At 54.9% G+C, this 24617-nt stretch carries 22 protein-coding genes; 4 read left to right on the top strand and 18 right to left on the bottom strand.

The window, feature by feature from the left end; all coding sequences use genetic code 11:
• Positions 1-53: 53 nt before the first annotated feature.
• The 3 genes from AWM70_RS16940 to ftsE form a co-directional block, all read right to left on the bottom strand.
• A complete protein-coding gene (locus tag AWM70_RS16940; protein WP_068698354.1) occupies positions 54-1310 on the bottom strand; it encodes a murein hydrolase activator EnvC family protein in 1257 nt (418 codons plus the stop codon).
• Between the two features lie 142 nt (positions 1311-1452).
• Complete coding sequence (ftsX, locus tag AWM70_RS16945; protein WP_068698357.1) at positions 1453-2373, bottom strand: permease-like cell division protein FtsX; 921 nt, start codon at positions 2371-2373, stop codon at positions 1453-1455.
• Positions 2363-3049: a cell division ATP-binding protein FtsE gene (ftsE, locus tag AWM70_RS16950; RefSeq protein WP_068698359.1), complete on the bottom strand. Its 687-nt coding sequence runs from the start codon at positions 3047-3049 to the stop codon at positions 2363-2365. Before ftsE ends, ftsX begins: the two co-directional genes overlap by 11 nt.
• A 244-nt stretch (positions 3050-3293) precedes the next feature.
• On the opposite strand from ftsE, the gene AWM70_RS16955 reads away from it, so the two are divergent.
• The 3 genes from AWM70_RS16955 to AWM70_RS16965 all read left to right on the top strand — a co-directional run bounded on the left by AWM70_RS16955 (position 3294) and on the right by AWM70_RS16965 (position 6889).
• Positions 3294-4715, top strand: a complete 1422-nt coding sequence (locus AWM70_RS16955) for a VanW family protein (protein WP_068698361.1) — start codon at positions 3294-3296, stop codon at positions 4713-4715.
• Between the two features lie 191 nt (positions 4716-4906).
• Positions 4907-6121, top strand: coding sequence for an LLM class flavin-dependent oxidoreductase (locus AWM70_RS16960; RefSeq protein ID WP_083180382.1), 1215 nt, complete (start codon positions 4907-4909; stop codon positions 6119-6121).
• Positions 6122-6271: 150 nt separating this feature from the next.
• The gene (locus AWM70_RS16965; protein WP_068698363.1) at positions 6272-6889 is read left to right on the top strand and encodes a hypothetical protein; all 618 of its coding nucleotides are present in this window, start codon (positions 6272-6274) and stop codon (positions 6887-6889) included.
• Positions 6890-6899: 10 nt separating this feature from the next.
• Here AWM70_RS16965 and AWM70_RS16970 read toward each other — a convergent pair whose 3' ends face one another.
• Both AWM70_RS16970 and AWM70_RS16975 read right to left on the bottom strand, forming a co-directional pair.
• Complete coding sequence (locus AWM70_RS16970; RefSeq protein ID WP_068698365.1) at positions 6900-8315, bottom strand: sensor histidine kinase; 1416 nt, start codon at positions 8313-8315, stop codon at positions 6900-6902.
• The gene (locus AWM70_RS16975; protein ID WP_068698367.1) at positions 8312-9025 is read right to left on the bottom strand and encodes a response regulator transcription factor; all 714 of its coding nucleotides are present in this window, start codon (positions 9023-9025) and stop codon (positions 8312-8314) included. Before AWM70_RS16975 ends, AWM70_RS16970 begins: the two co-directional genes overlap by 4 nt.
• A 155-nt stretch (positions 9026-9180) precedes the next feature.
• On the opposite strand from AWM70_RS16975, the gene AWM70_RS16980 reads away from it, so the two are divergent.
• Entirely contained in the window at positions 9181-9882 is a 702-nt protein-coding gene (locus AWM70_RS16980) for a hypothetical protein (protein WP_068698369.1), read from the top strand.
• A 156-nt stretch (positions 9883-10038) separates the two neighbouring features.
• Here AWM70_RS16980 and AWM70_RS16985 read toward each other — a convergent pair whose 3' ends face one another.
• The 13 genes from AWM70_RS16985 to AWM70_RS17045 all read right to left on the bottom strand — a co-directional run bounded on the left by AWM70_RS16985 (position 10039) and on the right by AWM70_RS17045 (position 24559).
• On the bottom strand, positions 10039-11619 hold the full coding sequence (locus AWM70_RS16985) for an MDR family MFS transporter (protein WP_237167931.1): 1581 nt from the start codon (positions 11617-11619) through the stop codon (positions 10039-10041).
• A gap of 134 nt (positions 11620-11753) precedes the next feature.
• Positions 11754-12434, bottom strand: a complete 681-nt coding sequence (locus tag AWM70_RS16990) for a hypothetical protein (RefSeq protein ID WP_068698374.1) — start codon at positions 12432-12434, stop codon at positions 11754-11756.
• A gap of 21 nt (positions 12435-12455) precedes the next feature.
• Positions 12456-13199, bottom strand: coding sequence for a polymer-forming cytoskeletal protein (locus AWM70_RS16995; RefSeq protein ID WP_068698376.1), 744 nt, complete (start codon positions 13197-13199; stop codon positions 12456-12458).
• Positions 13192-13839 (bottom strand): YhbD family protein, encoded by a 648-nt coding sequence (locus tag AWM70_RS17000; RefSeq protein WP_068698378.1) that lies wholly within the window; start codon positions 13837-13839, stop codon positions 13192-13194. Before AWM70_RS17000 ends, AWM70_RS16995 begins: the two co-directional genes overlap by 8 nt.
• A gap of 191 nt (positions 13840-14030) precedes the next feature.
• Positions 14031-14615: a CBO0543 family protein gene (locus AWM70_RS17005; RefSeq protein ID WP_068698380.1), complete on the bottom strand. Its 585-nt coding sequence runs from the start codon at positions 14613-14615 to the stop codon at positions 14031-14033.
• Between the two features lie 174 nt (positions 14616-14789).
• On the bottom strand, positions 14790-16208 hold the full coding sequence (gene argH, locus AWM70_RS17010) for an argininosuccinate lyase (protein ID WP_068698382.1): 1419 nt from the start codon (positions 16206-16208) through the stop codon (positions 14790-14792).
• Between the two features lie 326 nt (positions 16209-16534).
• Complete coding sequence (locus AWM70_RS17015; RefSeq protein ID WP_068698384.1) at positions 16535-17770, bottom strand: argininosuccinate synthase; 1236 nt, start codon at positions 17768-17770, stop codon at positions 16535-16537.
• Positions 17771-17856: 86 nt separating this feature from the next.
• Positions 17857-18813: an ornithine carbamoyltransferase gene (gene argF, locus AWM70_RS17020; protein WP_099093104.1), complete on the bottom strand. Its 957-nt coding sequence runs from the start codon at positions 18811-18813 to the stop codon at positions 17857-17859.
• 1 nt (position 18814) lies between these two features.
• Complete coding sequence (locus AWM70_RS17025) at positions 18815-20101, bottom strand: acetylornithine transaminase (protein WP_068698386.1); 1287 nt, start codon at positions 20099-20101, stop codon at positions 18815-18817.
• Positions 20102-20135: 34 nt separating this feature from the next.
• Positions 20136-20915, bottom strand: coding sequence for an acetylglutamate kinase (gene argB, locus AWM70_RS17030; RefSeq protein WP_099093161.1), 780 nt, complete (start codon positions 20913-20915; stop codon positions 20136-20138).
• Positions 20916-21074: 159 nt separating this feature from the next.
• Complete coding sequence (gene argJ / locus AWM70_RS17035) at positions 21075-22304, bottom strand: bifunctional glutamate N-acetyltransferase/amino-acid acetyltransferase ArgJ (RefSeq protein WP_068698390.1); 1230 nt, start codon at positions 22302-22304, stop codon at positions 21075-21077.
• A 21-nt stretch (positions 22305-22325) separates the two neighbouring features.
• Complete coding sequence (gene argC / locus AWM70_RS17040) at positions 22326-23381, bottom strand: N-acetyl-gamma-glutamyl-phosphate reductase (protein ID WP_068698392.1); 1056 nt, start codon at positions 23379-23381, stop codon at positions 22326-22328.
• A gap of 290 nt (positions 23382-23671) precedes the next feature.
• Positions 23672-24559 (bottom strand): YitT family protein, encoded by an 888-nt coding sequence (locus tag AWM70_RS17045; RefSeq protein ID WP_068698394.1) that lies wholly within the window; start codon positions 24557-24559, stop codon positions 23672-23674.
• Positions 24560-24617: the final 58 nt, after the last annotated feature.

Here is a 24617-nt window from a genome sequence, read left to right on the forward strand (position 1 = left end):
TTATATGTTCGGCTTGTCCGAAATATTTACCGGATTATAATAGCTGTTTCCGTTTAGTAAGCCAGGAATGGCATTGGGTCGGTTGGTTCACCGTTTACGCGAACCTCGAAATGAAGATGCGGTCCGGTCGACTGGCCTGTGTTGCCGGATTCGGCAATCACCTCGCCACGTTTGACCGTGTCGCCTTTTTCTACCTTGAATTTGCTTAGATGACCGTAAATCGTCCATGTATTATTGCCGTGGTCAACGATCACTGCATTGCCGTAGCCGCTGTACCATTCCGCCAGCACTACGACGCCGCCTTCGGCAGCATGAACGTCCGTTCCGATCGGCACGGCAAAGTCCACACCGGCATGCAGCTTCTTCACGCCGGTAATCGGGTGAATCCGATAGCCGAACGGCGAAGAGATACGAGCATGTCCAACAGGCAGACCGAGCGAGCCGTCTCCGGTAGCATAATGCGACGAGGCAGGCACCTCTGACGCTTTCTTGGCTGCCGCTGCTTTAGCCGCCTGCTGCTTCTTATAAGTATAGATCTGCTCGGCACGGATTTTGTTCTTCTCTTTCTCAAGCGCCGCCTGCTTGGTGACGAGCTCGACGAGAATTTTGTCCTGCTCGGCGCTGATGTCGTCATTCTCCTCAACTTCATCACTGTACTGGGCAATCAGCTGCTGCTTCTCCTGCTCCTTGTCGGCCAGCACCTGCTTGCGGGATTCGGCTTCCGCATACAGCTTCTTGGTTTTGGCATACCCGGCTTCAAGCTCCTTCTGTTCCTGGAGCACCAGTTCCTTGTCTTTCTTGTGTTCCTCGAGCAGCTGTTTGTCCTGGTTAGCGATCGCCGTCAGCGTGTCGATCCGGTCCAGGAAGTCGGAGAAGCTGGTCGAAGACAACACAACATCCAAATAAGAGACGGCACCGTCTGTATACATCAGCCGAACCCGGTTGTCGAGCAGCTTGCTGCGTTCCTGAATCCGCTGCTCGGTTTCGTCCAGCTCTTTCGCCGTTTGGCGCAGCTGGTCTTCTGCATCGCTGATCTCCTTGGATATGCCAGCCAGTTCATTGCTCACTGTTTTGATTTGAGCAAGCAGGTCGTTTAAGTAATTCGTATTCTTATTGACGTAGTGCTGGGCGATTTGACCCTGCTTCTCAGCCTGGTCCTGCTTCGCCTGAGCCTGCTTCGCCTGCTCCTTGAGCGCTTTAAGCTCCTGATCAATCTGGTCGATGCTTCTCTTAGCTGCAAAACTTTGGGCAGGCTGTACCAGCCCTATGGCCAAAACGATAACGGCAACGACAGAAATCCACTTTTTCAATATCTAATTCTCCGTTTCTGTATCAGTTTGACTTTCCGGCATGGACTAGAGGCCGATTAGAACCGCTCCGATGTCGAATGTTCTGCTAACCAAAGACCTCTACTCGCTTGATATTCGATAACAGTGAAATTACAATAGCTAACTACACCTTCAAGAACTTACGGATCGACACGGTACTGCCCCAAACGCCGATCAGAACGCCCAGCAGGACGAGAAGTCCGCCAAGCGGATAACCGAACTGCCGCAGCGGGACAAGGCGGAAATTAAGCGTTACATCAAAGCCGATCGTATTCTCAAGCGTCTGGTACCCTGCAAAGAGCAGAGCTGCGGTAACAAGGGAGCCGATCAGGCCGATCAAGGCCCCTTCCACAAAGAAAGGCCACCTGATGAACGAATTGGTTGCGCCGACCAGCTTCATGATGCCGATCTCCCGGCGCCGCGCCAGAATGGTTACACGAATCGTGTTGGAAATCAGGAACATTGCCATCAATCCCAATCCGGCTACAAAAGCAAAACCGATATTGCGGATAAGCCGCGTTACTTTAAACAGCTTCTCAACGGTTCCTTTGCCATACCTAACCTTATAGATCGGCTGCTGGTCGGCGCTGTACTGCTTGTTCAAATCCTGAATCTTGCCTGCCACAAAAGAGACGGTAGACGGCTCGATAACCTCCACTTTGAGAGTATCGGGGATCGGATTCGTCTCCTCTGTGTAGCCTTCGAGCAGATCGTTGCCGTCCGCGCCCAGCTTCTCGCGAAGGTCCTTCAAGCCTTGCGCCTTATCCACAAAGGTTACCTTGCTGACCTCAGGCATGCTTTCAATCGCGGTTTGCAGCTGCTGGCGCGTGGTGCCGTCTACTCCCGTGTTGAGGAAAGCACTGATCTGCACCTGGCTGTCAGCCTCATCCGCAAACGAATTGACGTTGATCACCAGCAGGACGAACACCCCGAGTATAAATAATGAAACAATAATGGACGTAATGGAGGCTACGGACATCCAGCCGTTGCGGAATACGTTCTTCATCCCCTCCCGCAAATGCCGCAAGAAGGTTCTAAAAGTCATAACCGTATTCTCCTCTCGCCTGGTCGCGTACGATGTTGCCATGCTCAATGGCGATAACCCGTTTGCGCATGGTGTTAACGATATCTTTGTTGTGGGTAGCCATCACAATGGTTGTTCCCCGGAAATTGATCTCATCCAGGAGCTGCATGATCTCCCAGGACGTCTCGGGATCAAGGTTCCCGGTAGGCTCGTCCGCAATGATTACGGTCGGATTGTTGACGATTGCGCGGGCAATCGCCACGCGCTGCTGCTCGCCGCCTGAGAGCTGGGCCGGCAGGCGGTTCGCTTTATTCTTGAGGCCGACCAGATCCAGCACCTCCAGCACCCGTTTGCGGATGATCTTCTTCGGCGCTTCGATCACCTCAAGCGCAAAGGCCACGTTCTCGTAAGCCGTCATCTTGGGCAGAAGCCGGAAATCCTGAAAAATAACGCCGATATTGCGGCGGACGTACGGGATTTTACGCGGTTTCAGCTTGCCGATGTTAAACCCGCTTACCGAAATTTGGCCTTTGGTGGGTACTTCTTCTCTATAGATTAGCTTCATGAATGTCGATTTCCCCGCACCGGAGGGACCAACAATATAAACAAATTCGTTCCGGTCGATCTTAACAGAAATCCCCTGAAGCGCATGGGTTCCATTCGGATAAGTCTTCCAGACATCTTGCATTTCAATCACTGCATCACTTCCTAAATCTCGTTGGTATAAAAATAGAACGTAAAATGGCAACAGCTGTCTTTATACTTCGACACGATCCAGTCATTTCCTTTAAAAGACGAGTAATTTCATCAGCCTGATTTTTATTGTAACAAATTTGTTACCTTTTGAGTACCAAAATTTTTCCTGCTTTTCTTCCAATCCTTTGCATACATATAGAGAGACAAGGGTACAAACTGTTTCGGAAGAGAGGGACAGCCTGCCAATGAAGAATAAAAAGCTGCTGATTTATTCCTCCGCCTCCCTCCTGCTGGCCGCGGCCGCCTTGTGGGGAGCCCTGCTCCTTTATGCCGGACAAACCACCGTTCCGCGCGGCGTCACGATCGGCGGTCTGCCTATAGGCGGTATGGAGACCAGTCAGGTGACGAGCCTGCTGAACCAAGAAAAGCAAGCGCTGCTTCAACAGCCCATCCTGCTTGTCAGCAAGGAGCCGGCCCTATCTATTAAAGCAACGTGGGCGCGCAGCGGAATTCGCATAACGTCAACGGAACTGCTCCAGGCGCTCGCCCGGCTGCAGGAAGGAAACGTATGGGAGAAAGCGAAGTACCGTTATTCCTTCCAAACAAGCTGGGAACCCGAGCTCCATTTCGACGACTCCGTGCTGAAGAAAACACTGAACGAGGACTGGGAGACACGTCAATTCGGCGCGATGAAGAATGCCGAGCGGGTTATTAAACCCGGGGACCAGATCGGTTATATCCCGGAAGTGCAGGCGCTGCGGATCAATTGGGACCAACTGGGGAACGCGCTGCTCCAACGGGCCCCGCGCCTGTTCAGGACCAAGCCGGACAACCAGCCTGTGCAGATCGGGCTGCCGCTTGAAATGGCCTCCCCGCCCGTGACGGTCGCCAGCCTGAAGGCCCAGGGCGTTGACCGGCGGGTGTCCCAATTCACCACCCGGCTGACCGGCTCCTCCGGTCGGCTCCATAACGTCGATGCTTCTGCCAAGGTGATCGACGGCATGCTGCTTGCGCCGGGCGAGGTCTTCGACTACGGCGAGGTCATCCGCAAAGCGGAAAGCAAGTACGGCTTCTGCGAAGCACCGGTCATCATTCAGGGCCGCCTGGTTCCGGGGGTAGGCGGCGGGATCTGCCAGGTATCCGGCACCCTGTACGGGGCCGTGATCCGCGCCGGACTCGAAATCGTCGAGCGGCGCAATCACTCCAAGCCTGTCGGATATTTGCCCAAAGGACAGGATGCGACTTTTTCCACCGGCTACATCAACTTCAAGTTCAAAAACAACACAAACGGCTACCTGCTGATCAGCGCCAAAGCGGGGAACGGGGCTATGACCGTCAAGCTGTTCGGCAACCTGCCAAGCAATATTTATTACACCGTGCGTTCTCAAACCGTCAAGGTCTTGAATCCAGGGGTACGTTATATCAGCAATCCCGCTCTTCCCGCCGGTCTTCGCCAGACGCTCAAGCAGGGAACACCCGGCTACATCGTGGAGACTTACCGGATCAAGTGGACGGACGGCCAGCCGGGCAAAGAGGAGCTGCTGTCGCGGGACACTTACCCTTCGCAGCCTTCGCTGATAGCCGTGCACACGGCCGCCACCGATCCTGGAGCAGGGGCTGGACAGCAGCCCGGACCAAATATTATTGAAGATGGAGTTAAGCCATAGAACAACAGGGGGTCCAGAAGCGGGGCCCTCTTTTCGTTATTTGCCGGCCCCGGCTTCAATTTGCGCTTGATTTTCATTTAATTCACATTATAATGATCGTATATATCGGATTTAAAAATCGGGACACCATTCCCGCATTTCGGAATTAGAACAGGTGTAAAGAGAGATTATCGGATAGGAGTAGATTGATCATGAGCAGCACATCCCAGGCCTCCAACGCCGTAACGCAGACGCTGCCGACTCCGCCGGAGCCGCAGCATTTTCAGGACAGTCCTTTGTCCAAGGCCTTCTCCCAGCCGCTGATGCTGGGTTTATTTCTACCTTTGCAGACTGGGGGCTGGTCGCAATCCACCCTGCCGCGTGGAACGGATTGGTCCTTTGCATACAATTCACGGCTGACTCAGCAAGCGGAGAAGCTCGGATTTGACCTTGCCTTCGGCTTGTCCCAATGGCTGCCCAAAGGCGGCTTCGGAGGGGAGACCCATTACCGGGAGAACTTCCTCGATCCTTTCATTTCCGCCGTGGCCCTCGCCTCGGTGACGAAACGCATTCTGCTGATGGGTACGATCCATGTCCTCTACGGACCTTGGCACCCGATGCATTTGGCCAAGTTTCTGGCAACAGCCGATCATATTTCAGGCGGAAGATTCGGCGCCAATATCGTAACCGGCTACGCGGAGAACGAACCTTCCATGTTCGGCATGACCCGGACCGAGCACGATCGTCGTTACGCCCAATCAGCCGAGTTCACGCAAATCTGCAACGCCTTATGGGCAGGTGAAGACAACCTGACTTACAGCGGGGAGTTCTACTCCCTGGAAAATGCTTACGTCTCGCCGCGTCCACGCTTTGGACGTCCGGTTCTGGCTACCGCGTCGGGATCGCCGGCCGGCTTTGACTATGCATCCCGTTATTCCGACATCGTGTTCGTGTCCAGCCCTGCCGGGGAGCAGCTGGCCGAAGCGCTGCCGAAGCTGCCCGCCCACGTTGCCAAGGTTAAGGAGGCGGCCGCTGCAAGAGGCCGTCAGGTACGGGTTATTATCAACCCGACGATTATCGTGCGTCCGACCCGTGAAGAAGCCTTTGCTTATTACCAGTCGATCATGGATCATGCCGATCTGGATTCGATCCGCAGCTTCACGGCCCGCCACGCGGCCGGAGACAGCCAGTCCTGGCTGGAGCATTCAGCCAGAGGCCGCGCTGTCGGCGGACACCTGCACATCATTGGCTCGCCGGAGGAAGTTGCGGACCAGCTTCAGCAGCTGCATGCCACAGGCATCGACGGCATTCAGATCACCTTCTACGATTACGAACCCGAGCTGGCCTATTTCGGAGAAGCCGTCATTCCTTTGCTGGAGCAGGCTGGCCTGCGGCTGCCCGTGCCGCCGCCGATTGAGACTACGTAATGACACACCTCCCCACAGCATAAGCTAGCACCTGAAATAGACTGCCTTCTTTCCCGAGGGCGGTCTATTTTCTTTATGCTTGCGATTAATAGCCGCCACAGAAGTTAATGCTTAAAGAAGCAGCAGCGCAGGAAGAAGGGAGAGGACAGGATGATCAGACCCAAGATGCGTGCTCTTAAGGCAGTGGCGGTGAGAGTGGGAGTGGGAGTGGGAGTGGGAGTGGCGGTGAGAGCAGCAGCGGTAATGACGGCGGCGATGCTGCTTGTCTGCTGGCTGTCTGCCTGCAGCCGACAGCCAGCAGACAAGCAGACAGCCGGGGCCACAATCCCAGCCGCCTATCCGGCCTCCGTTCCGGCAATGGCCGGTCGGTCAGCTCCGGACCCGGCAGTTCCGGATCCGGAGCCTTCCTCTTTTGTGGAAGGCATTTGTGTAGACGTGCAAGCTCTGAATAACCCCTTGATGGATCAGGAGATGAAGGCTCTGCTTCATCAACTGATGAAGGCCGTGGTCGATAGGGACCAGGGCGCTTTTGCCCGGCTGTTCCCGGACAGCTCGACTGCCGAATATTACGCGGATGAGTTCACCGGTTCGGCCAGATTCCGTTTTGAACAAGTGGACTCTGGCGGAATTGAACGGGATGACGAAGGAAGAACCCGCATCCCTGTTCAAGGCGAGGTGTTACGCGACGGGCACATGGATGATTTTTTCTGGCTAGTATATTTCAAAAAGACCGTTCCCGGCGGCTGGAAACTGGTTGCCCTAGATTGAAGGACACAGATCAGCAAATAGGAAAGCGGAAGGTAAAGACCGCTCCCCCCTCCGGCCGGTTGCCGGCTGTGATCTGTCCGCCGCAGCGCTCAATGATGGCACGGGATATGGCGAGTCCGAGACCGTTCTCCCCTTTTCTCCCCTTAACGAATCTGTGAAACAAATGCGGAAGCAGTTCCTCGGGAATACCTTGTCCATCATCGCTAACAGCAACAACCAGGCTGTTCTCCTCACGCTCTACACCGATGGCGATCTTGCCGTTCGCATAACGGGCGGCATTAAGGGTCACATTCAGCAACGCTTGAAGCAATTTATCCCGGTCTGCCCATACCTCAAGCGGCCCGTTCTCCCCTTTGCCATATGCCACCTCCAACTGCAGACCCTTCGAAACCAGCATCGGATTGATTCGCTCAGCGGTCTCTTCCAACAGCTCCTCTATGCGCACCGGGGCGGGGTGAAAGATGTCCTCTTCACTGTCCAGCTTTGCAAGCAGCGTCATTTCCGATACGATCCGGGTCAAACGGCCGCTTTCGCTGAGAATAATATCAAGTCCCTTACGCATCTCTTCCCCTTCAAACACGCCGTCGCGAATCCCCTCCGTATACCCCGCAATGGACATCAAAGGTGTCTTCAGTTCATGGGAGGCATTCTGGAAAAAATGTTTCTGCACGCGGATATACCGGTCCAGTTCGACGGCCAGTTCATAGACGACCTTGGCTACTGCGCCAATCTCGCCTCCGGCCCTGACCCTGCTTACGTCCGAAAAACGGCGATCCTTCACTTTCTTCAGCTCTTCACGAAGCTCCATCAGAGGCCGGATCAATTGCCGGGTAATCACCAAGCTGAGCAACAAGACAAGCCCTACACCTACGCCAAGCACAATTAGCAGACGGACGAACAGCGTTCGCTCAAGCGCGTTCACCTTGCTGACCGGAGCAACGAGCGTCAAGGTGCCTTGAGGCAGCGGGCTAACATCGACAAGGTAACTGCTGTCTTTCCCCGCTTGCAGCGCTTGCAGCTTCTCACTGTTGATGAGCATTGGCTCGGCCGGATATGCTGCGGCGGAAGAAGCTCCCTCCGTTTGAGTCTGCAGAGGGGCGGAAGGGCCAGGAAGCGTCCCCGACAATACATGGCCGTCGTTATCGGCTACGATGGCCTGTACACCGGCTGCAAGCGGCACGCTGGGTACGGGTAAAGCCGGATCAGGTTGATAAGTTCCCTCCAGTGTTCCAGGTTTCGTGACGGGAGTCAGACTTGCCTGGTTCTGAATGTTCCCGGCAACGCTGGCGCTTAACGTCCTCATATCCTGCTTCTGCGCGTCGATCAAATGGTCCAGCAGGACAAAATGAATGATAATGGCCGTTGCTCCCAGCACAACGACCAGCAGCAGGCCAAACGCCAGATTAATTTGATGAACCAGCTTCATGGTTTGTCCCCTTCCTCCGCACGCAAGCGGTAGCCGTGGCCCCAGACCGCCTCGATCGGCAGCTGTTCGATTTTCTTGCGCAATCGTTTAATAAGATGGTCGACGGCCCGGTCGCTGCCGAAATAATCATCGCCCCAGACCAGCACCAGCAGCTCCTCCCGGGTGAAAGCCCGGTTCGGATGCTGGGCAAATACCTGCAGCAAAGCAAATTCCTTAAAGGTCAGATCGGCTTCCTTCTTGTCCCAGAAGGCACGCCGTTCCTCCGGATAAAGCTGCAGCGGACCGATCTGCAGGACGGTTTGAAGCGCAGACGAATCGGGTACCGCTGCAGACTGGCGTTGTTTATAGGAGCGCTGCAGGTGTCTTTTGACTCTGGCTACAAGCTCTCTTGGACTGAAAGGTTTGACCAGGTAATCATCGCTGCCCAGTTCTAACCCCAGAATTTTGTCGACTTCGCGGTCTTTGGCCGAGATGATGACGATCGGCACGTCCGCTTCTTCGCGGATGCGCCGGCACAGCTCGTACCCGTCCATTTCCGGCAGCATGATGTCCAGCACCCACAAATCCGGCGGGTCCGTACGCCAAAGCGTCCACGCTTCCTCGGCGGAAGACAGCCCGATCGTCCGGAAGTTTGCTTTGATTAAATAAGCTTCAACCAGGTTTCGTATATGTTGATCGTCGTCAACAACGGCGATGAAATAGTCTTCCATTGAGCTGACTCTCCTCTCTTCAGCTTCATTATACCAACCGCATCCGGCGGTGCGGACGGTGCCATTGTTTTTCCACAATTTCACCAATCCCGCGCCACAGCTGGGCAGTATCTTTAAACGTGTAAGGCCCATCCCAGTAGAAGGAGTGTTCAAACATGAACAGCAAACAGAAAGTCGTCTTCAAAAAAATCGCTTTGTCCGCTTTGATGATATCCGCTCTCGGCAGCGCCGCCGCCCTAGCAAATGCGGCTACTCCAACGCCTGACGCGAAGCCGGTCAAGCCCGTGCCCGTCACCACGCCTGGAGCGTTAGCGGTCCAATTGCAGGATCCTCTGGCTGTCGCCAAACAATATGCACCGGAAACCGTACCGGCTTGGGAAAAGCTCCTGAATGAATACGACGCGGCGATTGCTGACAACACGGCAAGCCTGGTCAGAGTACCATTCGAGACCTCAAGCGCTGTCCCCCAACCCGTAGCCGATCAAAATCCCGCGGTTATCCCTGTTCCAGGAGACTTTGAATTCAGCGGCATCGAGGTACAGGCAGGACAAGCGGCGCCTGTCGAAGGCGTTAAAATTGACACCTCTAAGCTTTCGGGTGTAACCCGGCCTGCGCCTGCAGTACCAGCGGCGGCAGGGCAAGAACCGGCCCCTGTGCCGGCTCAAGGCATGATCAGCCTTAACGTCGCAACCGGCGAAGTGAAGGAAGCGGCGCCAGCAGAAGACTCCTTGCTACAAAGACAAATCGACTTGTCCAAAGCCGTAGAGTCCAAAGATACCAGTTCGATTAAAGCCGCCTTGTCCAACCTGTTTGCCGCGTATGAAACTCAAATCAAACCATCGCAGGGAACGAAATAACCCGCAGAAACCAGAGAACTAGAGACTTGCAGAACTAGGGAATTGCAGAACTAGAGAACTTTGAGGATATATCAAAAGGTTGGATTTATCCCTCCGGAATCATAAAGGGCCTCATCTTCCACGATGCCGTGGGGATGAGGCCCTTTGGGGCTAGAATTAATGCATGGCCGAATATTCGCCCTGCTCCTGCTCAGGCTCCAGCTTGTCACGGCCCATGAAGAAGGCTGTAACCAGGGCCAGCGCCGCCGGGATGACCGCCCAGGCGAAGGTGTGCACAATCGAGGAGGATAACGCGCTTGTGATGCTCTCCAGCAGCTGATGTGGAATCTGGCTGCGCGTTTCGGGCGACAACAGGGTGTGCGGATCGCTCAGATCCAGCCCCGGCGGCAAGCCGCCGCCTGCTGCTCCGGCAGTTCCTGCAGCGCCAGCCGCTGCGTCCCCCGCACCCCCGGCACTGCCCGGGGCATCGGTGGCGGAACCGGCCAGCGCCTCCATTTTTCGGCTGAACAAATGGCTTTGAATAATGCCGAACACCGTGATGCCCAGCGTCATCCCGAGGGAACGCAGGAAGTTGAGCGTCGAGCTCGCCGTCCCCCGGTCTCTGGGAGAAACGGAGAACATCGCCGCGTTGCTGAGCACTGAGAAGGAGGCGCCGATGCCGAGTCCCACCAGAATCATGAAGGCACGAACCGTCCACAATCCGGTATCCTCGCCAAGCGTTGTTAACAGCGCCAGCCCGACAACGAGCAAAGCCAAGGTCGGCAGCATAATTGTCCGGTATTTCAGCTTGTTCATCAGGAAGCCGCCGGTGGAAGCTGTCAACACGGAGCCCACCATCATCGGCAGCAGGACAAGCCCGGAGTTGGTCGCCTTGCCGCCCAGCACACCCTGAATGAAGATCGGAATGTACAAGGACGCCGTCACAAACGCCGCACCGCTAAAGATAGCGATGACGTTGCTGGACCAGTAGATTTGTTTGCGGAACATCCGGAACGAAATGATCGGCTCCTTGGCTCTGAGCTCAGCCAGCAGAAACGCGGCGGTCAGCACCACGAACCCGCCCAGCAGGAGCATGATCTGCCAGGAATCCCAGGCAAACGTTTTGCCGCCCAGTTCAAGGCCGAACATCAGGCAGACGACTCCGCCGATCAGAGTGACGGCCCCTGTCCAGTCGATCTGCTGACGCTGATGCTGACGCGATTCTTTATAGAAGAAAGCGATAAACACAAATGCGATCAATCCAAGCGGCAAATTAATGTAGAAAACCCATTCCCAAGCCGCATATTCCGTCAGATAAGCGCCGAGCAGCGGTCCAAAAATACTCGAAAGCCCAAACACCGCGCCGAACAAACCGCCCAGCTTGCCTCTCGACTCCGCCGGCACGGCGTCAAACATGATGGTGAACGCGATTGGCACCAGCGCGCCGCCGCCGATGCCTTGAATTGCCCGGTAAATACTGAGCTGGACAATCGAAGTCGCCGTCCCGCACAAAGCCGAGCCCAGCATAAATACGATAATGCCAAATACAAAAAATCTCTTTCGGCCATACATGTCAGACAGCTTGCCGAAGATCGGCATGCCCGCCATTTCAGCCACCATGTAAGCCGAGGTTACCCAGACGAACTTATCCAGGCCGCCCAGCTTGCCGACAATGTCACCGATAGCCGTGGAAACAATGGTATTGTCCATCGAGGCCATCAAAATGCCAAGCAGCAGGCCTGCGAGCACAAGGCCCATGTTATTCTTTTTGCTTGCTGACACCAGGTCACTCTCCATTTCTTCTCTTTAATCATTTCTCAACTATTATAGCTGCGGAAATGCGAACATATAATCGGTCTCGGGACCGATCTCGAGCTGATCTTGGCTGATTCCTACACCCGGTTTTGCGAAGCAACCTCCGCACGTCCGTCCACCTCCAGCGAATCCCGGTATTCCACGCTGCCGATCCGGCAGCCCGGGCCGATTTCAACACGAATGCCGCGCACGTGCTCCGCTTCCGTATTTTCCAAATAAATATGGTCCCCTTCAATCAAAGCGGCCTGAAGCGAACCCGCCCCCATTTGCAGCAAATTGCCAAACGGAATGTTCGTTTTCGCTTTGACCGAAATGTGCGCGCCGCCGATCTCCCGAACCTGACTTGGCCCATGGAGCTTGATGTCGATCTCTTCCGCGCTGAGTACCCCTCCGGCGTTGATCTGGCCGCGCAGCTTGAACTCCTCCGCCTCGCAGCTTCCGGGTACGGTAAGTTCTCCTGTGATTTTGACGGTTTCGGCACGGATGCCAGGGGCCGCCTCTGCAGTCTCGTGTCCGGAGATGCCCGGTTCGGCGGAACCCTGCTGCGGAGCGTCCTTCTTTTTCAACTGGAGCGTCCCTGTCACTTTGATCTCCTCGGCGAGAAGTCCTCCATCCACTGTGGCTTCGCCCGTTATTTTGAACTGCTCGCATTCCATGTTTCCGAAGAAGTCCGCTTCACCCACAACCTTAACCTTGCCGTATTGCCCGCCCGACGAACTGCCCTCGCCAATGATATTTATATTGGACCTTTCCATCATTTAGCCCCTCCTTTCCGTTCTCTATACTTGCAGGCTTTGGCCGATGACCGTGTCGTCGTCCGTCTGCAGAGATTCCCTGTATTCCACCCGTCTGATTTTGCAGCCGCGTCCAAGGTAGACTCGTGTTCCCCGCACCGTATCGGCTTCCGTATCCTCCAGAAAAATATCATCGCCTTCAATCAGATCCACTTTCAGGCGCGGTCCGCCCATCAAGCTGAAGTTCTTCAAGAAACCGAACCCTCCCCCTCTTTCAATGCGCCGGACGTCGATCCGTTCGCAGCCGATTTCTTTCACCGTCGACAGAGAATGAAGCCGGATATCCACCGTCTCCGCGTTCAACAGGCCTTCCAGCTTGATATTGCCTTCCGTCTCAAAAGCTTCACACTGCACGTCGCCTTTCACAGTAACCTCGCCGCCAATGTTGATTTTGTCGCCTTGAAGCCGGCCTTCGATTTTGCTTTTGCCGTTGACGTCCAGATCCGTACAGCGGACTTCTCCTTTAAGGGTAAACATCCCGTCGATCCGGATCTCCTTCGACTCAACCGGTCCGTCTATGGTTCCCATGCCGTTCACCGTAATCTCTTCGGATTTCACGCTGCCTTTCATGCCGAGCGTCCCGTTGATTCTCAGACTGACGCAGTCCAAATCTCCGTTTACTTTCGCCATGCCGTCAATCCGCACATCGCGGTATACCCCGCCGGCCGTCGTGCTCATGCCCGATATGTTCAAATCATTGCGGACCTGCTTTGATTCCTGATTATTCATGGATTCTGCCTCCCGTATCTCCAATTAATAACTTCAGTTCTTCCGTAAAATGCTCAAGCGGCTTCTTAATAACCATCCTGGCTTCGCTGTCCGCAAAATAATCCGTACCGCCTGCAATCAGCAGGAACACCGGGACGCCCATCTTGCGAATCAGGACAAGTTCGCAGGGTTTGCCTGCAAACCGGCTGTAATGCGAACCCATGACCTCCAGCAGCATTCGGCCTTCCTCGCGGGTAATTTCACCGCCGCGCAGGAGTTTATCCAGCACATAAAGCTGCAGCGTCTGATCCAAATTGTAAAAGGGCGGCTCGCCATGGACTTCTTGATACAACAACAGCGAACCTTCCGAAACAATGTTTCGTTCGACAAGCTGCGCCCGATCCAGCTGCACTTCACCAAGTGCCGGAGAAAAAACATCCGCCAGCTCATCCAGCGATAACCCGTCTTTCATATTCAAAATCTTGTCGATTCTCGGCAATATCTGCTGTCTTGGGAAATACGTCTCCTGACCGGTAAAAGAAGATTTACGGATAAACCATTCCTCTGGAATCAGGTTTTTCCGCTTCCAACGGTACAGTTGGCCGTAAGATATCCCCGTCAGATCCAGCAGCTCTTTCTTCGAAATCAAATCTTCACTCATGGGTCGTGCCTCCTTGCTAATCTGAAAGTATCGTAACATAACATTGTTACGTTGTAAAGGGCGGGACGAAACAAACTTCCCTAATACGGCCCTTGTATTCAGATTTTTCTGACTCACTGCAAAAAAAAAGAAGCAGCGCCAGTTTCTCGCTCTTCTTTAAAATTCGTTAATTTCAGGTTCCGGCCGGGGGCCTACGATTTCCGGGATGAAACCGGCCCTTCTTGAAAGTGAGGATTCGCTTTACGCCCAATGCCGTCCGTCGCAGCTTTCAAACCGCAAAACAGCAGAAAATATATCGGCAGCGAATACCAGGAGCTCCAAAGATAGTCCATATATATATTCATTACCTTAGCTAACTGCTCAAGAACGCCCGCAAACACGATCGAAATTCCTGCCGCCGCAGCAGCAAAGGACTTCCACCGCTGAAAATACTGATAGGCCAGCATCGAAACAACGGCGATCATCCAATCGATACAAAACATCCTTGCTCCCCAAGGCAGCAGCATCCTCGGATAGTCCCACAACTGAAACTCACCCCCTATAGTATCTGCAAGTATACAGAAAATGAAGGCAATCAGTCCGTTAATAAGAATTAACATCAGATTGTCTTTTCTTAGACAACGCAGCCATATCAAGGTGAAGACGAGTGTACTGAGCAGCAGGAACAACCACTGCCAGGACATGAAAACTTCCGTTATCCAATAATCCCATCTGGCTCGGCTCAGCTGTTCCTGGAGTTCGTGAATCTGCCGCATATCCGCTTTATCCTTTTCCAAAGTTACATCTCCTTAACTTGGATGTTGTAACTCAGTATTTCCTTTGTTAAATTGATGTATCCCTGATCCTCGGTCTTTGTCTTGATTCCTCCAAACTTATCATTCATAGCCAAAAAAAGATAACGCCAAAAGAAAGGAGCCCTAACTTTCAGCGTTATCTCTAACAGACCTGCTTCAAATACTCACCTTCGCCTCAAACTCCTGCACCCAGCCTGCGGTTTCGGTCAGCTTGCTTTCGGCCCGGGCAATGGCGGCTTCCACCTGCGCGGTGGCCGTGCCGCCGTAAACGTTGCGGGCGTTCACGACCGTCTCCGGCTGGAGCACCTCATAGATGCGGTCATCAAACAGGTCGGAGAACTGCTTGAACTCGTCCAGGGTCAGATCCAACAGGAACTTCCCGTTCTGGATGCAGTACAGCACCGTTTTGCCGATGACTTCATGCGCCTGGCGGAAAGGCAGGCCTTTGCCGACCAGGAAATCCGCAATATCCGTTGCGTTGGAAAAATCCTGGTTCACCGCCTCGCGCATCCGTCCGGTGTTCACCTTCATCGTGGCGATCATCGGCGCAAACAGCTGCAGCGCACCCTGCAGGGTGGCCACGGTGTCGAACATGCCTTCCTTGTCTTCCTGCATGTCTTTGTTATACGCCAGAGGAAGGGATTTCAGCACGGTCAGCAGGCCAACCAGGTTGCCGTAGACACGGCCTGTCTTGCCGCGGACAAGCTCGGCGACGTCCGGGTTTTTCTTCTGCGGCATGATGCTGCTGCCGGTGCAGAAGGCATCGTCCAGCTCGACGAACCGGAACTCGGTGCTGCTCCACAGCACCAGCTCTTCGCTCAGCCGGGACAGGTGCATCATGATCGCGGATGCATTCGACAGAAACTCCAGAATGAAGTCCCGGTCGCTGACCGCGTCGAGGCTGTTCTCATAAACGGCGTCAAAATGCAGCTGCTCCGCCACAAAATGACGGTCGATCGGGAATGTTGTTCCCGCCAACGCTCCGGCGCCCAGCGGCAGCACATTAATCCGTTTGTAGCTGTCCTGCAGGCGTTCGATATCGCGGCCGAACATGGCGACATAGGCCATCAGATGATGGGCGAACAGAATCGGCTGCGCCCGCTGCAGATGCGTATACCCCGGAACAATCGTATCGGTGTTGGCCTTGGCCTGACCGATCAATGCTTCCTGGAGGTTTCTCAGAAGTTCAACGAACTCTACAACCCGCTTGCGCAGGTACAGGTGCATGTCCGTCGCCACCTGGTCATTGCGGCTGCGTCCGGTATGCAGCTTGCCGCCGACCGGGCCGATCTGCTCGATCAGATTTTTTTCGATGTTCATATGGATATCTTCGTCGGATACCGAATATTCGATTTCGCCGCTGCGGATTTTTTCCAGCACGGTCAGCAGGCCTTTTTTGATTGTCTCCACGTCTTCCTGCGGCACGATCCCACATTTGCCGAGCATGGTGACATGCGCCAGACTGCCCTGCACGTCCTCTTCCGCAAGCTTCTGATCGAATCCGATCGAAGCGGTGTATTCTTCTACCAGCTTGTTGGTCTGCTTCGTAAAGCGACCGCCCCACAGCTTGCTCAAATGGTTCACTCCTTGGGTGGCTTTATAGGGCATCGAACTTTTAAAAAAAACTCGCTAAGGATTTACGTCCTTCCGGTCCGCTACGGTTCGAATGTTCTTCCGATCGCTGTTGTATCTGAATTTTTCTGATTAGATGAATTCATGGAAAAAATTCAGATACAAGCTTATGCTTCCGATGCAGCTTTCCTCCGGAAAGCTTTTAGACGAACGCTCATGCTTCTCCAGAATCATTCGAGCTCCTCCGCTAAACGTCTGTTCTGCAACCAGCAAAGTTCTTTTCAAAAAAAACCGAGTCCTATAAAGCTAATTTTCTTATATAAAAAATACTACTTATTCTGCTGGTTAACACCCGCACTCACTTTAAGGCGCAAGGCGTTCAGGCGGATAAAGCCGGCGGCATCGGCCTGGTCGTAAGACTGGGTAGGGTCGGCCTCCATTGTGGCGATGTCCGGGTTGTACAGGCTGACCGGGCTTTTAACGCCGGCGCCGATCACGTTGCCTTTGTAGAGCTTGAGACGTACGGTACCGGATACGTTTTTCTGGCTTTCCGTCACCAGAGCTTGAAGAGCCAGCCGTTCCGGCGCAAACCAGAACCCGTTGTACACGAGGTTGCTGTAGCGGGTAATGAGGCTGTCGCGCAGGCTCATGACTTCGCGGTCCATCGTGATGGACTCCATTTTGCGGTGAGCGGTGAACAGAATCGTGCCGCCCGGAGTTTCATACACGCCGCGGCTTTTCATGCCGACGAAGCGGTTCTCTACCATATCTACACGGCCGATGCCGTGTTTGCCGCCAAGCTCGTTCAGTTTCTCCATCATGCGGAGCGGCTCCAGCGGCTCGCCGTTTAAGGCGATGGCGTTGCCTTGTGCAAACTCGATTTCGATATATTCCGGCTCATTCGGCGCATCCTCCGGGTCTACGCTCAGCAGGAACATATCTTTGTTCTCCGGCGCGCTGGCGTCGAACCAAGGATCCTCAAGCACGCCGCTTTCGTAGCTGATATGCAGCAGGTTGCGGTCCGTGGAATATGGTTTCGCCGCGGAGGCGGTAACCGGAATGCCATGAGATTCCGCGTAGGCGATCATTTCGGCGCGGCCCGGGAACGTATCCCGGAACTCCTGCAGGCGCCAAGGGGCGATTACTTTGATTTCCGGCGCAATCGCCGCTGCGTTCAGTTCAAACCGCACCTGGTCGTTGCCTTTTCCTGTTGCTCCGTGAGCAATGGCCGTTGCGCCCTCAGCGCGTGCGATCTCGACCATCCGTTTCGCGATCAGCGGACGGGCGATGCTGGTACCGAGCAGATATTGACCTTCATACAAAGCGCCCGCCTGGAACATCGGGTAGATGAAGTCTTTGGCGAACTCTTCGCGCAGGTCGTCAATATACACTTTGGAGGCGCCGGTCGCCAGCGCTTTCGCTTCCAGGCCGTCCAGCTCCTCTTTCTGGCCGATATCGGCCGTAAAAGCGATGATCTCCGCGTCATATGTCTCTTTGAGCCATTTCAAAATAATGGAGGTGTCCAGTCCGCCCGAGTAGGCGAGGACGATTTTTTCTTTTGCCATAAGAGTTCCGGTTCCCCTTCCAATTGTTGTTCTTCTATTCCATTCTTCTATTCCATTCTTCTATTCCGTTCTTCTATTCCGTTCTTCTATCCTATCAAAGCCGCCATCAGCGCTTTTTGCGCGTGGAGGCGATTCTCCGCCTGGTCAAAAATAATCGAATGTTTGCCGTCGATCACACCTTCGCTCACCTCTTCGCCGCGGTGGGCCGGGAGACAGTGCATGAACAGGTAATCCGGCTTCGCCAGCGCAGCCAGCTCTTCGTTCACCTGGTAAGCAGCAAAAGCGGCTTCGCGCACCTTCTGCTCTTCTTCAAACCCCATGCTCGCCCACACGTCGGTGTAGATCACGTCGGCGTCTTTAACAGCCGCTGCCGGATCGTTTACAACTTCAATCACAGCGCCCGTAGCTGCCGCGATCTCGCGGGCCTGCGCCACAATCTGCGGGTCCGGCTCATAGCCGGCCGGGCTGCCGACCGACACGTGAACGCCAAGTTTGGCGCCGCCGAGCATCAGCGAATGGGCCATATTGTTGCCGTCGCCGATGTAAGCGAGCTTCAAGCCTTCCAGCTTGCCTTTATATTCGTATACGGTCTGGAAGTCCGCCAGCACCTGGCACGGATGCGCCGCATCGCTCAGTCCGTTGATGACCGGAATGTCGGCGTGTTTCGCCAGTTCAAGGACGCGGTCATGACCGAACGTCCGGATCATGATGCCGTCCAGATAGCGGGACATCACGCCGGCTGTGTCGGCGATCGTTTCGCCGCGGCCGAGCTGGATGTCGTTTTTGCTGAGGAACAGGGCATGCCCGCCCAGCTGGTATACCCCGACTTCGAAGGAGATGCGGGTGCGGGTGGAGGATTTTTCAAAAATAAGTCCAACCGTCTTGCCCGCCAGCGGCTGGTAAACCTCGCCGTTCTTCTGCTTGCGCTTCAGCTCGATCGCCAGATCGATTAAATAGCGGATTTCCTCGCTGGTGTAGTCCGTCAATTCTATGAAATCGCGCCCTTTCAGCGCGAAGGTTGCTCCTGCTTGTGCCAAACTCATGTTAAACGTCCTCCTGGCTCTGCGCTTCATAAGCGCTGATCACGTTGTACAATGTCTCCACCGCTTGGTCGACTTCTTCATGCGTCACATAAAGGTTCGGCAGCAGGCGGATCACATTAGGGCCGGCTGTGATGAACAGCAGCTTATTGGCCTGCCCGGCGAGCACGAGGTCGCCGACCGGACCGGCACATTCGATGCCGACCAGAAGGCCAAGGCCTCTGACCTCCTTCACAAAAGAAAGCCTGGACAGCTTCTGCTCCAGCTGTTCTTTCAAATAAATGCCCATCTCTGCCGCACGATCCGGCAGCCGGTCTTCCTCCATCACTTCAAGAGTCGCCACAATCGCTGAAGTCGCGAGCGGCGTACCGCCGAACGTCGAGCCGTGGCTGCCCGCGGAGAAAGCTTCGCGCAAATAGGCTTTGCCCAGCATCGCCCCCGCAGGGAAACCGCTGGCAATCCCTTTGGCCACCGTAATGATGTCCGGCTGGATGCCGTAATGCTGGTGGGCGAACCATCGCCCAGTCCGGCCCATGCCGGTCTGCACCTCGTCGATGATCAGCAGCAGACCGTGCTCTTGGCAGAGCCCCGTAATCGTCTGAACAAATTCCGGCGTCACGGCATAAATGCCGCCTTCCGCCTGGACCATCTCCAGCATAATAGCCGCCGTGTTGGGGCCGATCGCTGCTTTCAGCGCTTCTTCATCGTGCAGAGGAACCGTCTTGAAGCCTTCCGGAAGAGGCAGGAACCCTTCTTTGACCTTATCCTGTCCCGTAGCCGTCAGCGTAGCGAGCGTCCGTCCGTGAAAAGACTGTTTAAACGTGATGATCTCATAACGTTCTTCGCCTTTTACCTTCTGAAAATAACGCCGCGCCAGCTTAATCGCCGCTTCATTCGCTTCAGCTCCGCTATTGCAGAAGAATGCCGCATCCAAACCGCTGTGCTTTGTGAGCAATTGTGCCGCCTGCTCCTGCAGCGGCAGCTGGTACAGGTTCGAGACATGCCACAGCTGATCGAGCTGGTTCTTCAGCTTCTCCTTCACTTTCTCAGGCGCATGGCCCAGATTGGTGACGGCAATGCCGCTCATAAAGTCCAGATAACGGTTGCCTTTGTCATCCCACAGCCAGCTGCCGTGGCCTTTCACCAGAGCAAGCGGATAACGGCTGTAATTGGGAAAAAGCGCGCTTGGCGCTTCCCCGGTTCCTGCTGCGGCTCCCGCCGCCGGCTGAACTTCCTTGCCCTGCGGCTGTGCTGATGCTGCCGCCTGAACTCCGGATGGTGTTATAGTCATTTGGTTCTACCCCTTCCTGAAATGGTTTTATGATCTACATCCGAACAATCCGTGTCCCGATCGGTTCGCCGGCCAGCACGCGGCTGAGCACTTTAGGTTCAGATCCAGGCACGATAACAACCTCCTGCACTTCACCGTGAATGCAGTCAATAGCCGCCCGTACTTTCGGAATCATGCCGCCGTAAATTTCGCCGCTGCCGATCATATCTTCGGTCTGCTGAACGGTAACCACTGGCAATACCTTGTTCTCGCCGTTAACGTTCCGCATAATCCCCGGCACATCGGTAACAACGATCATCTGCTTGACGCCGAGCTGGGACGCCACAGCTCCTGCGGCCGTATCGGCATTGATGTTCAGGCGCTGACCTGCTTTGGTGACGCCAAGCGGCGCCACAACGGGCATATACCCTAGTTCCAGCACACCCTTCAGAATTCCTGCCTCCACCGTGGTCACTTCGCCTACAAGACCTACCTCATGGCTTTGGGCCACCGGTTTGGCCAGCAGCAGCGAACCGTCGCTGCCGGATAAACCAATCGCCTTGCCGCCTGCCGACTGGATGCGGCGGACAATGAGCTTGTTGATGGTACCGGCCAGCACCATTTCAACAACATCCAGCACTTCTTCTGTTGTATAACGCAGCCCGTTCACAAACCTCGTTTCGATGCCAAGCTTGGACAAATTGTCCGAGATGGCAGGTCCCCCGCCGTGTACGATAACGGGCTCGAAGCCTTGTCGCTGCAGGGTCCCCAGCTCCTCGAAGAAACTTTCCGGCAGCGCCGCCAGCGTGCTGCCTCCACATTTCATGACGAACATGCCCTTTGGCGAAGCGCTGCCGCTCCCCGTCTGCTGGTTGGTTTGTACGGCCTGACCGGACGATGTTAGGCTCATCCTCTTGTTCCCCTCTCTCTTGGACCCTGTCTCTGCCTCGGCATAGACACGGGAAGCTAATCTAATCTGTAGTTTATAAAAGAATCAAGTCCGATAAGCGGCGTTAATCCGCACGTAGTCATAGGTTAAATCGCAGCCCCAGGCCGTTGCCGATCCAGCGCCGCCATGCAGGTTCACGAAAATCTGCACCGTGTCGCCTTTCAAATACTCCAGCGCCGCTTCCTCGTCGAAGGCAACCGGCTTGGAGCCTTCCAGCACAAGGATCGGCCCGAGCTTGATGTCAACGTTCGATGGATCAATCGGCTCTCCGGCACGTCCGGCGGCTGCGATGATCCGTCCCCAGTTGGCATCGGCGCCGAAGACAGCCGATTTCACAAGGCTTGAGCCAACAATTGTTTTGGCGATGGCTCCAGCCGATGTATCGCTGTTGCCTCCTTCCACCTGCACTTCGATCAAATGTGAAGCCCCCTCGCCGTCACGGGCGATCTGCTTCGCCAGCGATTCGTTGACATAACGGAAGGCCTCGGCAAAAGCTTCCCACTGCGGGTGGGCTGGAGATAACGGCTCATTTCCCGCCAGACCGCTGGCCATAACGAGCAGCATGTCATTGGTGCTGGTGTCGCCGTCTACCGTAATCATATTGAAGGTGACGTTCGTAGTATCGACTAGAAGGCTCTGCAGCACTTCAGGTTCAACGGCTGCGTCAGTTGTCACGAACGCAAGCATGGTCGCCATATTCGGGTGAATCATTCCCGAGCCTTTGCAGGCGCCGCCAATGGTTACCTCGTGCCCGTCAATCGTCAGTTTGACGCAGGCAGTCTTTTTCACCAGGTCTGTCGTCAGGATCGCCTGGCTGAACTGCTCCGCACCATCCGTACCATAAGCGGCCGCAGCCGGCAGCTTCGAAATGCCGCCGATGACCTTCTCCATGGGGAGATTTTCCCCGATGACCCCGGTTGAAGCGACGGCAACGTCGCCTTCCTCCAAACCAAACACGGAGGCTGCCTCCGCCCGCATCGCGAAAGCATCCTCTTCGCCCTGCTTGCCCGTGCAGGCATTGGCGTTGCCGCTGTTGACGACCACCGCGCGCAGGCGGCGGTCTTTCAGACTGTCCCGTGTCACCAGCAGCGGAGCTGCCTGGAACACGTTGGTGGTATATACCGCAGCGGCGACTGCTGGCACTTCGCAGAGAATGACGCCGAGATCGTTGCGGTCGGTTTTTTTCAAACCGCAGTGCAGTCCGCCTGCCTGAAATCCTAACGGAGAAGTGACGGAGCCGTCCTCCACCACACTCCAATGCTCAATTGTTCTCATGATTCTCTCCCTCTCGAAGCCTTACGGATATACGGGACTCAGCTGCAGCCCGGTCGTCTCCTCCCAGCCCATCATCAGATTCAAATTCTGGATCGCCTGACCTGCCGCACCTTTGACGACATTATCAATGACCGAAACGATCGTCAGCCTGCCCGTTCGGGCATCGGCGGCAAAGCCGATATCGCAATAATTGGAGCCAAAAACCTCTTTCGTCGCCGGAAACTTCCCTGGCTCCCGCACACGGACAAAAGGCCGGCCTTCATAATAATGCCTGTATAAATCAACCAGCTCCTGCTCGGACCGGCTGCCCGTCAGCTTGGCATACATCGTGCTCATGATGCCCCTCGTCATCGGAACGAGATGCGTCGTAAAAGTAACGGTAACCGGACTGCCTGACGCAATCGACAAGGCCTGCTCGATCTCCGGAATATGCTGGTGTTTGTTCACCTTGTATACTTTCATGTTCTCGTTGATCTCCGCATAATGCGTCATCAGGCTGGTGCCGCGCCCCGCTCCGGAAACGCCGGACTTGGCATCAATAATGATGCTGCCGGGATCAATCCAGCCTTCCTTCACCGCCGGAAGAAGTCCCAGCAGCGTTGCAGTCGGGTAACATCCCGGATTGGAGACAAAATCGAGGCCCTTCACCTGAGCGCCGTTCTCCTCGCATAAACCGTATACCGCCTGCTCCAGCAGGCCCGCTGGAGGGGCATCGTGTTTGTACCACTCCTCGTAAACAGCCCCGTCTTTGATCCGGAAATCGCCGGATAAATCAATGACTTTCAAGCCCTCTGCCAGAAGCTGCGGCACCAGCTTGCCGCTGACGCCGGAAGGCGTTGCCGTAAACACCACGTCCGCTTTGGACTTGATCAGCGCCGGATCAACGCCGTCCAGCCGCTGCACCAGAAGCTCGGACAGATGCGGGAATCCTTCGGTAATCGATTCGCCCGCATTCGAAGACGAAATGACCGAGGTAATCTCAACGTTTGGATGATTCAGCAAAAAACGAATCAGTTCCACCCCTCCATACCCGGTGGAACCGACAATGGCCACTTTCACTTGGTTTGACTCTGACAATCTTCTCCCCCGCTTCCCTGCTTCTAACTGTGTTGGACTTCGTTAGCCGTTATTAATTATTCATAGCCGATAATATTTATGAATTATTATACATTCAAGGTTATATAAATACAATGCTTTAAGCGTAATTTAATAGGCTGACCAAATGAGCTGTCCTTTATACCTAAACCAAAAAGCCCTCACGCCGAAGGGGATCCCCTAAGCGCGAGGGCTTGGATATTTTACTCGGATTAAGTTAGGTTGGAGCCGTCCCTTCCGTCATCCCGGCATTCATGGTTGAAGCCCTATTGTCAGGCCTGACGCTTAAAACCCTCCCCGAGCACCTCATGGGCATTGCTGATAATGACAAAGGCGTTCGGGTCAATGGCCTGGACCGTTGTTTTTAAGCGGGTCACTTCGCTCTGGTTCACGACCACCATTAAGACGGTCCGGTTGTCGCCGGTGTATCCGCCATGAGCATCCAGCTTGGTCAGACCGCGGTCCATGTGTACAAGAATAGCTTCGGACAGCTCATCGGTTTTGTCGGCGATAATATAAGCCACCTTGGTAAAGTTAAAGCCGAGCTCGACGGCGTCTATGATTTTGGCAGTGATGTAGAGCCCGATGAGGGCGTACAGCGCTTTTTCCCAGCTCAGCAAAAATCCCGCAACCGTGATGACCGTTCCGTCCATCAGGGCCACGCAGGTGGCCAGATTCAGGCCGCTGTACTTCTGGACAATCTGGGCCAATGTAGACAAGCCTCCTGTAGAACCGCGCCCGCGAAACACGATGCCAAGTCCCAAACCAACGCCGATGCCTCCATACAGGGAAGCCAGCAGCGGGTCGGTCGTCGGCGCAGTCCAATGCTGCGTAAATAACACAAACAGCGGCAGCAGAATCGTGCCAAGCAGCGAACGAATGGAATATTCGCGGCCCAGCAGCCACCAGCCGGCCAGGAACAACGGGATATTGAGCGCCCACTGGACATAAGCCGGGTTAATCCCCAGCGTATAGTTCAAGATAACGGAAATTCCCGACACACCGCCCGAAGCGATATGCGCAGGAAGCAAAAACAAATTAAACGCCAAAGACGTAATAAACGAACCGATGATGATCATCACCGTATCGACAGCATGGCGGCCCGGTCCTTCTACGGGGATCCATTCGTTGATCCGGCGTTTGCGGCCTTTAGGCGGCATGGAAACTTCACTCCTCTAAAGCGGTTAAGCTCTCTTCTTCATAAAAACACCCCACAAA

This window comes from Paenibacillus yonginensis (assembly GCF_001685395.1).
GTDB classification, from domain to species: Bacteria; Bacillota; Bacilli; order Paenibacillales; family Paenibacillaceae; genus Fontibacillus; species Fontibacillus yonginensis.